Source organism: Microbacterium sp. CGR2 (assembly GCF_003626735.1).
Lineage (GTDB): Bacteria > Actinomycetota > Actinomycetes > Actinomycetales > Microbacteriaceae > Microbacterium.
Window position 1 is genome coordinate 536,637 of the sequence record NZ_RBHX01000001.1, and the last position, 13,715, is coordinate 550,351.

The window sequence follows — 13,715 nt, forward strand, 5'->3', positions numbered from 1 at the left end:
CGTTCTGTCAGAGCCGTTCGAGGATCGTCACGTTGGCGACCCCGCCGCCCTCGCACATGACCTGCAGGCCGTAGCGTCCGCCGGTGCGCTCGAGCTCATGCAGCATTGTCGTCATGAGCCGTGCGCCGGTGGCTCCGATCGGGTGACCGAGTGCGATCGCGCCACCGTTGACGTTGACCTTCTCGTGCGGGACGTCGAGTTCGCGCATCCAGGCGAGCACCACGGAGGCGAAGGCCTCGTTGACTTCGAAGAGATCGATGTCGCCGACGATCATGCCGGCACGTTCCAGCGCGTGCCTGGTCGCCGGGATCGGTGCTGTCAGCATGAGGACCGGGTCGTCACCACGTACGGCCATGTGGTGGATGCGGGCGCGCGGGGTGAGTCCGTGGTCTTCCACTGCCCGCGCGCTCGCGACGAGCACGGCGCTGGAGGCGTCGCTGATCTGAGATGCCACCCCCGCGGTGATCCGACCGCCCGGCCGTAGCGGCTGCAGTCCCGCCATCCGTTCCAGCGACGTGTCACGCCGCACGCCCTCATCGTGGGCGAGACCGTTCAACGGAGCGATCTGGCTCGCGAAGCGACCCTCATCCTGCGCGACGGCCGCCCGGCGATGACTCTCCAGGGCGAACTGCTCCATCTCGTCACGCGAGATGTCCCACCGCTCGGCGATCAGCTCCGCCCCACGGAACTGCGAGGTCTCCTGCCCCCCGTAGCGCGCCAGCCACCCCGGCGACTCAGCCTGCGGTGTCGTGAAACCGAAGGGCTCGCCGACGACCGCCGAGGAGGAGAGCGGCACTTGCGACATGTTCTGCAACCCGCCGGCGATCACGACGTCGCTCACACCGCTCATCACCGCCTGCGCCGCGAAATGCACCGCCTGCTGACTCGACCCGCACTGACGGTCGATCGTCACGCCCGGGACATGCTCGGGGAATCCGGCCACCAGCAGCGCCGTGCGGGCCACGTTGCCGGCCTGCCCGCCGATCGCGTCGATCGTCCCGAGGATGACGTCGTCCACCACTCCCGGATCGATGCCCGTGCGTTCGACGAGGGCACTCAGGCTGTGCGCGCCGAGATCAGCCGGATGGATGCCGGAGAGCGAGCCGCCCCGCTTGCCGACCGGCGAGCGAACCGCGTCGACGATGTATGCCTCTGCCATGTCTCTCTCCTGACCTCGTCTGAGGATGCTGGGTGTCAGCGTCCCGACACGTTGCCGAACACCTTCGCGATCGGTGCGAGCACGAGCGGCCGCGCCGCGACCCACGCGATCGCCACCACGACCAGGGATGCGACGAACACCCAGAAGCCCGTCCAGGTGACAGCATCCTGCAACGCGTACATGTGGTTGAGGTTCCGCAGGAAGCCGGTCAGCATCACCAGCGCCACGTGGGCGATGATGAACGCCACGAAGTACAGCATGATCGGGAAGTGCAGGGCACGAGCCCACTCGACCGGATACGCCCTCGAGAGGCGCTCGGCCTTCTTCGGCCACAGGCCGGACATGCGGAAACCGGTGATCGCCGCCAGCGGTGCCGCGATGAAGACGGTGACGAAGTACGCGAGCTGCTGCAGGCTGTTGTAGTTGTTCCAGCCGTTCTCGTGCGGCCAGTCGAACGAGACGTACTGCAGTGCGGCGGACAGCGCGTTCGGGAACACCTCCCAGCTGGTCGGCACGATGCGCACCCAATGACCGGTCACGAACAGCAGCACCACGAAGGCCACGCCGTTCACCAGCCACAGGATGTCGAGCGCCTGATGGAACCAGAGGGTGAGGCTGATCTTGCCCTTCTGCTTTCCGCGGGGGGCCCAGAACACGGTCGGTCGCTTCTCGGTGCGCACCCGCAGCCCTGACCGGATGATCAGCACGATCAGGAACATGTTGAAGAAGTGCGCCCAACCGACCCACGGCTCGAATCCCGGCTCGACCGAGATCGCCGGCTCGTACTCACCGGGGAATGCCGCGAGGAAGTCCTGCATGAACGGGACGCTCAGCAGCGTCCGGACGAACGCGATCGCGGCGGCGGCGATCAGACCGAGAGCAGCAGCTCCCACGAGGGCCGCGATGGCCTGGGGCCACGTCGGTCGGCGGCGGTCGGATGCCGGGGCGGCGGTGTACCGGCGCGGTGCACGACCGTCCCACACGGTTCGCGTCCACGGCAGCGGCGTGTCGACGTCGGCGGCGGGTGCGTGCACCACGGCCGTCGTTCTCGGCTGAGTGGGGGCGGCAGCGGCGTCGGTTGCGGTGTCGGGTGCGGTGCCGGTTGCGGTGGTGGGTGCTGTTGCTGTCGCTGTTGCGGCATCGGTTGCGGTTGCGGTTGCGGTTGCGGTTGCGGTTGCGGTTGCGGTTGCCAGCAAACTTCCTGCGGGAGGCCAGGGCTCCCCACCCGGGACTCGGGGAAGTCCGCGGCGAGCCGACACCCGCGCCGACGACACCTCTGCCACCGAAGCCTGCGCGGTCGGGGCCTGCGCGGCAGGGGCCTGCGCCGCAGCCACCAGCACCTCCTCCGCGGCCACACGAGGGGCCGACGTCGCGGCGGCCGGAGTGGGACCGTCACCCCGGACTCCCGCATCCGCGGGGGGCCACGGCTCGCCGCCAGGAACGCGGGGCAGCCCGCGCCGCACACTCGTGGAACCTCCTCGGCCCGAGTTCGCCGGGGATGCCGGGGTCGCCGCAGCAGCGACCGATGCAGCATCCGTCGTTCCCGAAGCTACGGGGAGGGTGGCGGTGGTGGCGGTGGGGGCGGTGGCGGCGACGGAACCGTCTCCCAGGACGCCTTCCGCATCTGCGGGAGGCCAGGGCTCGCCACCGGGGACACGCGGGAGACCGCGCCTCAGCATCCGCGTCGCCATCGCGGCTACTTCTTCCGCGCCTCGAGCGCCGCGATGATCTGCGGGACCACGGTGAACAGGTCGCCGACGATGCCGAAGTCGGCCACATCGAAGATCGGGGCTTCGCCGTCTTTGTTGATCGCGACGATGGTCTTCGACGTCTGCATGCCGGCGCGGTGCTGGATGGCCCCGGAGATTCCGAGAGCGACATACAGTTGCGGCGACACGGACACACCGGTCTGCCCGACCTGATACGACTGCGGGACATACCCGGCATCGACGGCTGCGCGCGAGGCGCCGATGGCCGCACCGAGGGCATCGGCGAGCTGCTCGACGAGCGCGAACTTCTCCTTCGATGCCAGACCGCGCCCGCCAGACACCACACGAGTCGCACCGCGGAGATCCGGGCGAGAGGACGCGACCTCGACGGTCTCCACCGGTCCGGCGGTCGCCACGACGACGCCGGACGGCGTCACCGACAGCTGCTCGACCGTCGGTGACGCGACGGCTTCCGCTCGGGCGTCGACCGCTCCCTGGCGCACCGTCACCACGAGCGTGCCGAACGTCGCGGCGGCATCGACGAGATAGGACCCGCCGTAGACGGAATGGTGGGCCACGATGCCCTCATCGTCACGCGACACACCCACGGCATCGACAGCCAAGGCACTCTTCGTGCGCACGGCGAACCGTCCCGCCACGTCGCGCCCGGTGATGGAATTCGAGACGAGGACGGCATCCGGCCGCAGCTTCTCGAAAGCCGCCTGGAGCGCGTCGACGATGGGGACGGTGAGTGCTCCGGCATCCGCCTCCGCGGTGAGCACGACGGATGCTCCGGCCGCTGCGGCCTGCGCGACGGCACTCTCGCCACCGCCCGCCACCAGCGCGACCGGGGTGCCGATGGTCGCGGCGGCGCCGATCAGGGCGGCGGTGCTGCTCGCCACCTCGCCGGAGGGGTCGAGGTCGATGAGCACCAGGATCGGGTTCTCGAGGGAGGTCATCTCACACCAGCCTGTTCTGCACGAGGTACTCGACGAGTTTCTCGGCGGCGTCGCCTTCGTCGGTCATCTTCACTCCGGCGGCCCGCGGGGGTTTCTCCGACACTGCGGTCATGATCGTCCGGGGTGCCGCGCCGGGGTCGGCCGACACGTCGAGATCGGCGAGGGAGAGCACCTCGAGCGGCTTCTTCTTCGCCGCCATGATGCCCTTGAAGTTCGGGAACCGCGCGTCGGGCAGCGCTTCGGTGATCGAGATCACCGCGGGAAGCGGAGCCGAGACCTGTTGTGCGCCGGCATCCGCGGCGCGCGTACCGGAGATGCCGTCCGCGGTGATCTGCACGGCGGTGAGCGCCGTCGCCTGCGCGAAGCCGAGGTGCTCGGCGAGCATCGCGGGGATGACGCCGCCCGAGCCGTCCGTCGACAGGTTTCCGGTGATCACCAGGTCGGGTGCGCCACGTCGGATCGCGGCGGCCAGCACCTCTGCGGTGAGTCCGAGGTCGGCGCCGACCAGCTGCTCGTCCGCGATGTGCACGGCAGATCCGGCACCGATCGCGAGCGCGCGACGCACCGATGCCGTCGAGGTCTCCGGGGCCATCGAGAGGGCCACGACCTCGGTGCCCTCGTTCTTGTCGGCGAAGCTGAGGGCGACCTCGAGGGCGCGCTCCGTGATCTCGTCGAGCACCAGGTCTCCGGCCGCACGATCGGCAAGGCCTGTCTCGAGGCTCAGCTTGCGATCGCCATAGGTGTCCGGCACCTCTTTGACCAGGACGAAGATCTTCATCGATTGCTCCTCACGACTGCTGCAATTCTAGACGGCGATACTGAGTTTCACAGCCACTGCGACTGAGGCCCAGGGCGATGTCGACGCCGGGGCGCGCGCCGCCGCCGGGTCTCGCCCCTGCCCCCGCTACCGTGGAGTCGTGGTCCGATCCCGCCCGCTCCCGATGGATCCGCTCGCCGAGGCGAAGCGGCAGTGGCTCGCGCACGGCTGGACGGACGCCGCCGACGGAATGGCCGTGGTCACGTCCGTGATGCGAGCCCAGCAGCTGCTGCTCGCCCGGGTCGACGCGACCCTCAAGCCGTTCTCCCTGAGCTTCGCCCGCTATGAGGTGCTGCGCCTGCTGGCGTTCAGCCGGGCGGGCAGCCTTCCCCTGTCGAGCGTGGTCGCTCGACTCCAGGTGCACGCGACGACCGTGACGAGCACAGCCGAGCGTCTCGTGCGCGACGGCCTCATCGTGCGCGAACCGCACCCGCACGACGGGCGCGCAGCGCTTCTCACCCTCACCGATGCCGGACGCGACCTCGTCGAGCAGGCGACGGAGACTCTGAACGCCGAGGTCTTCGCTGATCCGGGACTCAGCCGCGACGACGCCGCGGAACTCGTCGCGATCGTGGCACGGATGCGGAAGAACGCGGGTGACTTCACCGACCCGCGTCCCCAGCCCGAGGCGCTCTGAGGTGGCACAGTTCATCCTCGAGACGATCGTCGCTGCGCCGCCGGAAGACGTGTTCGCCGCATCGCTCGACCCCGAACTGCACCTGCGGACGATGGCCCGGTACGGCGAGACCATGGTGGAAGCGCCCGCCGGTGGCGCTTTCGCCGAGGGCTCGACCGTGACATGGCAGGCACGACACTTCGGCATCCGGTTCCACCTTCGCTCGGTGGTGTTCGACATCGATCCGCCGCGGGCGTTCTCCGACCGGCAGATCGCAGGGCCGTTCGGCGCATTCCTGCACGAGCATGCGTTCACAGAGCATCCGGTCGGTACGGTGATGCGCGACACCGTCACCTTCCGGTCGCCTCTGGGACTCATCGGGCGGATCGTCGACGCCCTGGTGATGCGCGCATACCTGGGGCGCCTCATCGCGGAACACAATGCGGTGCTCGCCGCCGAGGTCGAGGGCCGCGGGCGTACCCTGTCGGGATGAGTGAACTGCGCCTGCACACCGTCCTGGTCGGCCGCGGCCCGGGAGCGGCGATCCTGCTCAGTGACGAGCAGGTCGCGTCCCTCGGCGCCGGCAAGTCCTTCCCTGTCGTCGTCACCATCGCCGGACGCACCGCCCGCCTGCGGCTCGCACGCATGAGTGGCGAGAACATGATCGGCTTCAGCAAAGCGATCCGCACCGATCTGGACGTCGAGATCGATCACGAGGTCGACGCCGTGATCCGGGTGGACTCCGCCGAACGCACCGTCGACGAGCCGGAACAGCTCGCCGCGGCGCTCAATGCCGAGCCCGCATTGCGCGCCGCTTTCGACGCCCTGTCGTACACGGCGCGCAAGGAGCACGCGCGCAGCATTGCCGACGCGAAACAGGAGGCGACCCGCGAGCGCCGCATCGCGAAGATCGTGGAAGGCCTCCGCGGCACGTAGCTCACGCGACCTCATCGGACCGTGACCTCATCGGTTGACGAACTTCGGTGGCCGCTTCTCGCGGAAGGCCGACATCCCCTCTTTCTGGTCCGCTGTGTCGAAGAGGGCGGCGAACGCCTTCTTCTCGTGCGCGAGACCGTCGGACAGGGTCGTCTCCATCGCGGCATCCAGTGCGGCCTTGGCGGCGTAGACCGACGGCAGCGACCTCGACGCGATGGTCTCGGCGAGCTTCTCGGTCTCGGCGAGCAGGTCGGATGCCGGCACCACCCGCGACACCAGGCCGGAGCGCTCGGCTTCTTCGGCGCCCATGAACCTGCCCGAGAGCACGAGCTCTGCCGCCTTGTAGTAGCCGACGGCGCGGATGAGTCGCTGCGTGCCGCCCATCCCCGGAATGACGCCGAGGTTGATCTCGGGCTGCCCGAACTTCGCCGTATCGGACGCGAGGATGATGTCGCACATCATGGCGAGTTCACAGCCGCCGCCGAGGGCGAAGCCGGACACGGCGGCGATCACCGGGGTGCGCACAGCGGCGAAGTCGCTCCAGACACCGAAGTGGTCGGTCTCGAGCATCCGGGCTGCCGACATGCCCTCCATCTCCTTGATGTCGGCGCCGGCGGCGAACGCCTTCTCTGAGCCGGTCACCACGATGGCGCCGACGCCGTCGTCGCGGTCGAAGGCGAGGGCTGCGGCCGTGACCTCTTCGGCGAGCCGGCCGTTCAAGGCATTGAGAGCCTCCGGACGATTCAGCGTGATCCAGCCGACTCGTCCGCGCTGTTCGACCAGGATCGTCTCATACTCGGTCATATCGCCCTCTCCGTCGTGGTGGTGTTCAGTATCTCGCTCAACGACCGGGGCCAGACGCTCTGCCGTCGCGGATATCCGTGATGATGCCCGAGAAATCCCGACCGGCGCCGTCGCCCGCGGCGAAGGATGCGTAGATCTGCTGGGCCAGCCGCCCCATCTGCGCGTCCGTCGAGGTCTGCTCGATCGCCTGCAGCGCGAGACCGAGATCCTTCGCCATCAGCGCCCCGGCGAATCCCGGCTGGTAGTCGCGATTCGCGGGACTGGTCGGCACCGGACCCGGAACGGGGCAGTTCGTGGTGATCGACCAGCATTGCCCGGAGGCCTGGGACACGACATCGAACAGCGCCTGGTGTTCGAGCCCGAGGCGCTCCCCCAGCACGAACGCCTCAGCGACGGCGATCTGCGAAACCGCGAGGATCATGTTGTTGCACACCTTGGCCGCCTGACCGAGCCCCGGGCCCCCGCAGTGCACGATGCGCGTGCCCATCACCTCGAGCAGCGGGAGAGCGGCGGCGAAGTCGTCGTCCGAGCCCCCGACCATGAAGGCGAGAGTGCCCTTCTCGGCGCCGACGACCCCGCCAGACACCGGGGCATCGATGTTGCGGTGCCCGGCGGCGAGCGCGAGAGCGTGAGCGGCTCTGGCCTCGTCGACGGCGATCGTGGACGACTCGATGAACAGGGTCCCTGGCTGCGCGGCGGCGAGCAGTTCCGTCCGGTAGGCCTCGATCACATGCTTACCCGCCGGGAACATCGTGATGACGACGTCCGCGTCGGCGACGGCATCCACCCCGCTCGCTGCCACGGGGATACCGGCAGCCTGCGCAGCCTCGACGGCCGCGGGCACGAGGTCGAAACCGTGAACCTCGTGCCCCGCGGCGACGAGGTTCTTCGCCATCGGCAGGCCCATGTGACCGAGCCCGAGGAAGGCTACGCGTGTCATGACGCACTCCGCATCGACGACGATCCGGCGGGACGGAGCATTTCGCGCCCGACGATCAACCGCATGATCTCGTTGGTCCCCTCGAGGATCTGGTGCACTCGAAGATCGCGGACGACCCGCTCGATGCCGTAGTCCTGCAGGTACCCGTAGCCGCCGTGCAGCTGGAGCGCGCGATTCGCGACGTCGAAGCCGGCATCGGTGGCGAAGCGTTTGGCCATGGCGCAGCGCATCGTCGCGTCTGGCGCCTGCTCGTCGACGGCCTGCGCACCGTCGCGCACCATCAGGCGCGCGGCCTGCAGGTCGGTGCGCATGTCCGCGATGGCGAACAGGATCGACTGCTTCTCGGCGAGCGGCTCCCCGAAGGCGACCCGTTCGTGCACGTACTGCACCGCCCGGTCGAGTGCCCACTGCGCCCCACCGAGGGAGCAGGCGGCGATGTTGAGCCGGCCGCCGTTGAGCGCGGACATCGCGATCGCGAACCCCCGACCCTGGTCACCCAGGAGAGCGGATGCCGGAACCCGCACTCCGTCGAGGATGACCTGCCGGGTGGGTTGCGCGTGCCAGCCCATCTTCTTCTCGGGGGCGCCGAAACTGAGCCCGTCGGCGTCGCCGGGGACGAGGAACGCGCTGATCCCTCGCGCACCGCTGCCGTGTTCTCCGGTCCGCGCCATCACGACGTAGACGGCGGCCTCGCCTGCCCCGGAGATGAACTGCTTGACCCCGGTGAGCACGTAATCGTCGCCGTCGCGGACCGCGCTGGTGGCGATGTTCGCCGCATCCGATCCGGCACCCGGTTCCGTGAGGCAGTACCCGCCGAACTCCTGCATCGCCGTCAGCGGAGGAAGCCATGTTCCGCGCTGCTCGTCGTCGCCGTAGGTGTCGATCATCCAGACGACCATGTTGTGGATGGAGATGTATGCGGCGACGGCGGTGTCCCCCTTCGCCAACTCTTCGAAGATCGCGACGGTGTCGCTGCGACTGAGGCCGCTGCCGCCGAACTCCTCGCGCACGTATATACCGCCGAGGCCGAGTTCGCCGCCGCGATTGAGGGATTCGCGGGGAAACAGGTGCTTCTCGTCGCGCTCAGCGGCGTACGGGGCCAGTTCGGTCTCGGCGAACTCGCGGACGGCGTCGAGAATGGCTTCCCGCTCTTCGGCGGTGGTGGTGGTGGTGACGCTGGTGATTGTCATTTCCGTGTCCTGGTTCGTGGGGATCAGCGCATCGTGAGGATCAGTGCATGGTGGGGATGACGAAGCTGGCGCCAGCCGAGGGGCCCTGCGACTCTCGGAGCGAGCTGGACGGCCACCGGCTCGTGACCGTCTTGGTCTTCGTGTAGAACCGGAAGGCGTCTGCGCCGTGCTGATTGAGGTCGCCGAATCCGCTGCGTTTCCAGCCCCCGAACGTGTAGTACGCGATCGGCACCGGAATGGGGACGTTGACGCCGACCATGCCGACCTCGACCCGGGCCACGAAGTCGCGGGCCGCATCCCCGTCGCGGGTGAAGATGGCGACGCCGTTGCCGTATTCGTGCTCGGATGCCATCCGGAGCGCTTCTTCGTAGTCGGCGGCGCGCGCGATCACCAGAACCGGACCGAAGATCTCCTCTCGGTAGATCGCCATGTCGGTGGTGACGTGGTCGAACAGCGTCGGGCCGAGGTAGAAGCCCTCCTCATAGCCGTCGACGCGGAAGCCCCGCCCGTCGGCGAGGAGGGTTGCTCCCTCGTCGATCCCCTGCTGGATGTAGCCCTCGACGCGCTCGACGGCCGCGCGGGTGACGAGCGGCCCGTAGTCGACGTCGGCGGACAGCGAGGGACCGATCCGCAGCTGCGCGACCCGCTCCACCAGCTTCGCCGCCAGCGCGTCGGCGGTCTCCTGCCCGACGGGGACGGCGACCGAGATCGCCATGCACCGCTCGCCTGCCGAACCGTAGCCCGCGCCGATGAGAGCGTCGGCGACCTGGTCGAGGTCGGCATCCGGCATCACGATCATGTGGTTCTTGGCCCCGCCGAAGCACTGGGCACGCTTGCCGTTCGCTGCGGCCGTGGAGTAGATGTATTCGGCGATCGGCGTCGAACCGACGAACCCGATGGCCCGGATGCGGTCGTCGGCCAGCAGCGCGTCGACGGCCTCCTTGTCGCCGTGCACGACGTTGAGCACGCCGGCGGGGAGCCCCGCCTCGAGGAACAGCTCAGCCAGGCGGACCGGCACGGAGGGATCGCGTTCGCTCGGCTTGAGGACGACCGCGTTGCCTGCGGCGAGGGCGGGACCCGCTTTCCACAACGGGATCATCGCCGGGAAGTTGAATGGCGTGATCGCCGCGACGACCCCGAGCGGCTGACGCATCGAGTACACGTCGATCCCGGCACCGGCTCCCGTCGAGTACTCCCCTTTGAGGAGATGCGGCGCTCCCGCCGCGAACTCGATCACCTCGAGGCCGCGCTGGATGTCACCCTTCGCGTCGTCCACGGTCTTGCCGTGCTCGCGGGACAGCAGCTCAGCGAGAGGCGTCATCTCCCGCTGCACCAGGTCGAGGAAACGAAGCAGAACCCTGGCCCGCTTCTGCGGGTTCGTCGCGGCCCATGCGACCTGGGCTGCTTCGGCGTTCGAGATCACGTTCTTGACCTCTTCGGCCGAGGCGAGCGGCACCACCGCCTGCACGGCGCCGGTGCTGGGATCGAACACGTCTGCGAAGCGACCCGAGTCAGGAGTGAGGTGCGAACCGCCCACGAAGTGCGGGATTGTGCGTGTCATTGTGTGATGTCCCTTCGTACCGTCGTTGGCACAGTGGAAGTCTACTCCGGGATCCGAATATTTACTAGGACGCCCTTCTAAATCACGTGCGCCGACGTTCATCGCCGCCTCCGAGATGTTTGCGCCGCGTTCACCACCCGTCTATGTCGGCCGATTAGAACTGCATATGCGCGGACAGAGACTCAGACCGGATCGGGGCAGTCACAGCATCCGCGCCACGGTGAGCATCTCTTTGCTCCCGTTGCGGTGACAACACCGCGAGACCCCCGCCGAATCGGGTCGGCGGGGGTTCTCCTTGTCTGGCGGCCGCGGGAATCCGACGTGTCCCGGCCGAAATAGAATCGACGATGCGCCGTGACCCTGGCGCGCCCACCACAGCGCCCGAGATCCGGGTCGCCCGTCGCAGAGGACTGCCCGTGTCCGAACCCATCACCGTGTCCATCCGCCGCGAAGTCGACCCCGAGAGCATCGCCGAAGCGACCGCCTGGGTGCAGACGGGGCTGAACCTCGCCGCGAAGTATCCCGGCTTCCTCGGGTCCGGCTGGGTGCGCGCCGGCGAGGACTCGCAGGTCTGGCACATGCTGTACCGGTTCGCGAACGAGGAGTCCCTCGTGGCCTGGGAGACCTCCGAGGAACGCGAGGGGTGGCTGTCGAAGGGGCAGGGCTTCGTGCGCAGCGAGCGATCGAAGCGTCGCACCGGCATCGAGGGCTGGTTCGACGAGCCGTCCACCGGCACGATCACCGTCCCGGTCGCGGATGGCACGACGACGACGGTCGCCATCGGCACCGCACCGCCGCGCTGGAAGCAGGCGGTTTCGATCTGGCTCGGGTTCTTCCCTCTCAACGTGGCCTTCACCTATGCGCTGAGCCCGGTCCCCGGGTGGGACACGCTGCCGATCTGGCTGCGCGTGCTGGGTATGACCCTCGTACTGACGCCGATCATGACCTACTGGGTGCTCCCATGGGTCACCCGGATGCTGCGAGGGTGGCTCGCGCGCTGATCGAGGTCGCGTGGTGAGCGGGTCACCCCGAACGCCGCGTTCCGTCGACGCGGTGCGTCACGCCGGGCGCTCCCACAGCCAGGGAACGGTCTCGGTGACCTTCACGAGGCCGGCACGCTCGAGAATGGGCCGGGATGCTTCCGTCGAGTCGGAGTGGATCCAGCGGACACCCCGCGACATCATCGAACGCACCCGTGCGGCGGTGAGCGCGCGGTAGATGCCGCGACCGCGGTACTCGGGGAGAGTCGCCCCGCCCCATACGCCGGCGAACGCGGTTCCGACGACGGGTTCGATGCGCCCGGCGCTGACGATGAGTCCGTCGGCCTCCGCCACCCACACCTCGACGGATCCACCGTCGCGGTGTTGCTGGAGGATCGCGGGCAGCATGCGCTCGGCCTTGGGGTCGCCACCGAAGACCGAATCCTGCATGTCGAGCGCCGCCCGGATGCCATCGGGCGTAGTGACCTTCCGCACCGTCACGCCGTCGGGAACCTCTGCGGCGACGAGTGTCGACGCATCGCCGAGCATCACCGACTCCGCCTCGTCGGCGACGAAGCCTGCCGCGGTCAGGGCATCCGCGAGACCGGGAGCATGATCGTGCGTTCGGGTCTTCCACTCCGCGTTGCGGATGGAATCGTCCTCCGCCAGGAGAGCGGCCACTTCGCTGACGCGCCGGACCGGATCGTCGAGCTCCTGATACGTGACGAAGAGGTGCCCGCCGTCGAATCTGGCGATCCACAGAGGGCCGCGGCGTTCGACATCGGCAGCGCCGTGCATCTCCGCTTCGGTCCGGAGTCGGGTGTCGTATTCGGCAAGCAGGTCGGACATCGACTCAGGTTAGCGGCGGCAGCCTCGACCAGACGCGTCAGATCACCCCGGCCGACGTGAACGCGATCTCCGCAGCACCCAGGAGGAGCCGATCGGCGGCGAGGGATGCCGGAAGGATGCGCAGCCCCTCCACGTTCTCCGCCATCGCACCGGCGGCCACGGCTTCGGCGAATCCTTCCGGGTCGAGCTCCTCGAGCTGCGCGAGGAACCCGCCGAGCACCACGACAGACGGGTTGAGGATGTTCACGGCGTCCGCGATCGCCTGCGCGAGGAGCCCGCGCTGACGCAGGCTCTCCTCGCGGACGGGGTCATCGTCGGATGCTGCCGCGAGCGCGTCCGCGAGGGTCGCGTCGTCGGCGACGCCGAGTCCGAGCACGTCGAGGAGCCTGGTGCGGCTGACCTCGTCTTCGAGGACTGTCGCGCTCCCCGGGCCGACCCTGTTCTGGCCGAACTCCCCGGCGTATCCTCCGACTCCGCCGACGGGCGCGCCGTGCACGATGATCCCGCCGCCGATCCCGGACGGCCCGCCGTTGAGGTAGACGACATCGTTCGCACCCTCGGCCGCGCCGAACAGGTGCTCGGCGAGCGCACCCAGACTCGCGTCGTTGCCGACGGCGACCGGGAGACCGGTCGCCCTGGCGATGAGATCGCCCAGCGGAGCATCCGTCCACCCGAGGTGCGGCGCGTTGCGCACCAGACCGTCCGCGGCTCGGACGAGACCGGGGACCGCGACTCCCACGGCGACGAGTCGCGCATCCGCCAGTGCACCCTGACGCCAGCGGTCGATGACGTCGGCCACGAGTTCGGCGACATCCGCTGCCGTCAGCACGGATGCCGATTCGATCCGCTCGCGCACCGCGGTCGTGCGTGCAAGGTCGATCGCCGCGATCTCGACCGCATCGATCTCCGGGTTGACCGCGATCACGACGGTGTTCGGTGACGCTTCGACGACGGGCGACGGGCGGCCGACCCGACCGACTGAATCCGGCTCGCGTTCGACGACCCAGCCCTCGCTCACCAGTTCGGCGACCAGATCTGCGATCGTCGACCGATTCAACCCGGTCGCGCTCGTCAGCTGCGCGCGGGATCGGGACCCGCCCACATGCACGAGCCGCAGGACCCTGGCCAGGTTGCGCGCCCGCACTCCGTCGCCGGACTCTCGCGGCATCGCCGTCCCGCCGACCGCGATCGAAGC

At 68.9% G+C, this 13,715-nt stretch carries 14 protein-coding genes; 4 read left to right on the plus strand and 10 right to left on the minus strand.

The window, feature by feature from the left end; translation table 11 throughout:
- Positions 1–7: 7 nt before the first annotated feature.
- The 4 genes from D7252_RS02850 to D7252_RS02865 are packed head-to-tail and all read right to left on the minus strand — an operon-like array spanning position 8 to position 4,605.
- Positions 8–1,159 (minus strand): acetyl-CoA C-acetyltransferase, encoded by a 1,152-nt coding sequence (locus D7252_RS02850; RefSeq protein WP_120774008.1) that lies wholly within the window; start codon positions 1,157–1,159, stop codon positions 8–10.
- 35 nt (positions 1,160–1,194) lie between these two features.
- Positions 1,195–2,850, minus strand: a complete 1,656-nt coding sequence (locus D7252_RS02855) for a cytochrome b/b6 domain-containing protein (RefSeq protein WP_120774009.1) — start codon at positions 2,848–2,850, stop codon at positions 1,195–1,197.
- A gap of 5 nt (positions 2,851–2,855) precedes the next feature.
- A complete protein-coding gene (locus D7252_RS02860; protein ID WP_120774010.1) occupies positions 2,856–3,827 on the minus strand; it encodes an electron transfer flavoprotein subunit alpha/FixB family protein in 972 nt (323 codons plus the stop codon).
- A 1-nt stretch (position 3,828) separates the two neighbouring features.
- Entirely contained in the window at positions 3,829–4,605 is a 777-nt protein-coding gene (locus D7252_RS02865) for an electron transfer flavoprotein subunit beta/FixA family protein (RefSeq protein ID WP_120774011.1), read from the minus strand.
- Positions 4,606–4,744: 139 nt separating this feature from the next.
- On the opposite strand from D7252_RS02865, the gene D7252_RS02870 reads away from it, so the two are divergent.
- The 3 genes from D7252_RS02870 to D7252_RS02880 are packed head-to-tail and all read left to right on the plus strand — an operon-like array spanning position 4,745 to position 6,196.
- On the plus strand, positions 4,745–5,281 hold the full coding sequence (locus tag D7252_RS02870) for a MarR family winged helix-turn-helix transcriptional regulator (protein WP_120774012.1): 537 nt from the start codon (positions 4,745–4,747) through the stop codon (positions 5,279–5,281).
- Between the two features lies 1 nt (position 5,282).
- Positions 5,283–5,753 (plus strand): SRPBCC family protein, encoded by a 471-nt coding sequence (locus D7252_RS02875; protein ID WP_183055155.1) that lies wholly within the window; start codon positions 5,283–5,285, stop codon positions 5,751–5,753.
- Positions 5,750–6,196: a YdeI/OmpD-associated family protein gene (locus tag D7252_RS02880; protein ID WP_120774014.1), complete on the plus strand. Its 447-nt coding sequence runs from the start codon at positions 5,750–5,752 to the stop codon at positions 6,194–6,196. The genes D7252_RS02875 and D7252_RS02880 overlap by 4 nt, the downstream gene beginning before the upstream one ends.
- Before the next feature lie 27 nt (positions 6,197–6,223).
- Here the strand turns inward: D7252_RS02880 and D7252_RS02885 are convergent, their stop codons facing one another.
- From D7252_RS02885 to D7252_RS02900, 4 genes are read right to left on the minus strand one after another with little or no spacing between them, the layout of a single operon-like run.
- On the minus strand, positions 6,224–7,000 hold the full coding sequence (locus tag D7252_RS02885; RefSeq protein WP_120774015.1) for an enoyl-CoA hydratase-related protein: 777 nt from the start codon (positions 6,998–7,000) through the stop codon (positions 6,224–6,226).
- 37 nt (positions 7,001–7,037) lie between these two features.
- Complete coding sequence (gene mmsB / locus D7252_RS02890) at positions 7,038–7,940, minus strand: 3-hydroxyisobutyrate dehydrogenase (protein WP_120774016.1); 903 nt, start codon at positions 7,938–7,940, stop codon at positions 7,038–7,040.
- On the minus strand, positions 7,937–9,130 hold the full coding sequence (locus tag D7252_RS02895; protein ID WP_120774017.1) for an acyl-CoA dehydrogenase family protein: 1,194 nt from the start codon (positions 9,128–9,130) through the stop codon (positions 7,937–7,939). Before D7252_RS02895 ends, mmsB begins: the two co-directional genes overlap by 4 nt.
- Before the next feature lie 40 nt (positions 9,131–9,170).
- Positions 9,171–10,691, minus strand: a complete 1,521-nt coding sequence (locus tag D7252_RS02900; RefSeq protein ID WP_120774018.1) for a CoA-acylating methylmalonate-semialdehyde dehydrogenase — start codon at positions 10,689–10,691, stop codon at positions 9,171–9,173.
- Between the two features lie 416 nt (positions 10,692–11,107).
- Between D7252_RS02900 and D7252_RS02905 the strand changes: the two genes are divergently transcribed.
- Positions 11,108–11,692: an antibiotic biosynthesis monooxygenase gene (locus D7252_RS02905; protein WP_120774019.1), complete on the plus strand. Its 585-nt coding sequence runs from the start codon at positions 11,108–11,110 to the stop codon at positions 11,690–11,692.
- Between the two features lie 57 nt (positions 11,693–11,749).
- On the opposite strand, the gene D7252_RS02910 is transcribed toward D7252_RS02905, so the two are convergent.
- Together D7252_RS02910 and D7252_RS02915 are read right to left on the minus strand one after the other, a co-directional pair.
- Positions 11,750–12,520, minus strand: a complete 771-nt coding sequence (locus D7252_RS02910; RefSeq protein WP_120774020.1) for a GNAT family N-acetyltransferase — start codon at positions 12,518–12,520, stop codon at positions 11,750–11,752.
- Between the two features lie 37 nt (positions 12,521–12,557).
- The gene (locus D7252_RS02915; protein WP_120776767.1) at positions 12,558–13,688 is read right to left on the minus strand and encodes an ROK family transcriptional regulator; all 1,131 of its coding nucleotides are present in this window, start codon (positions 13,686–13,688) and stop codon (positions 12,558–12,560) included.
- Between the last annotated feature and the right edge of the window lie 27 nt (positions 13,689–13,715).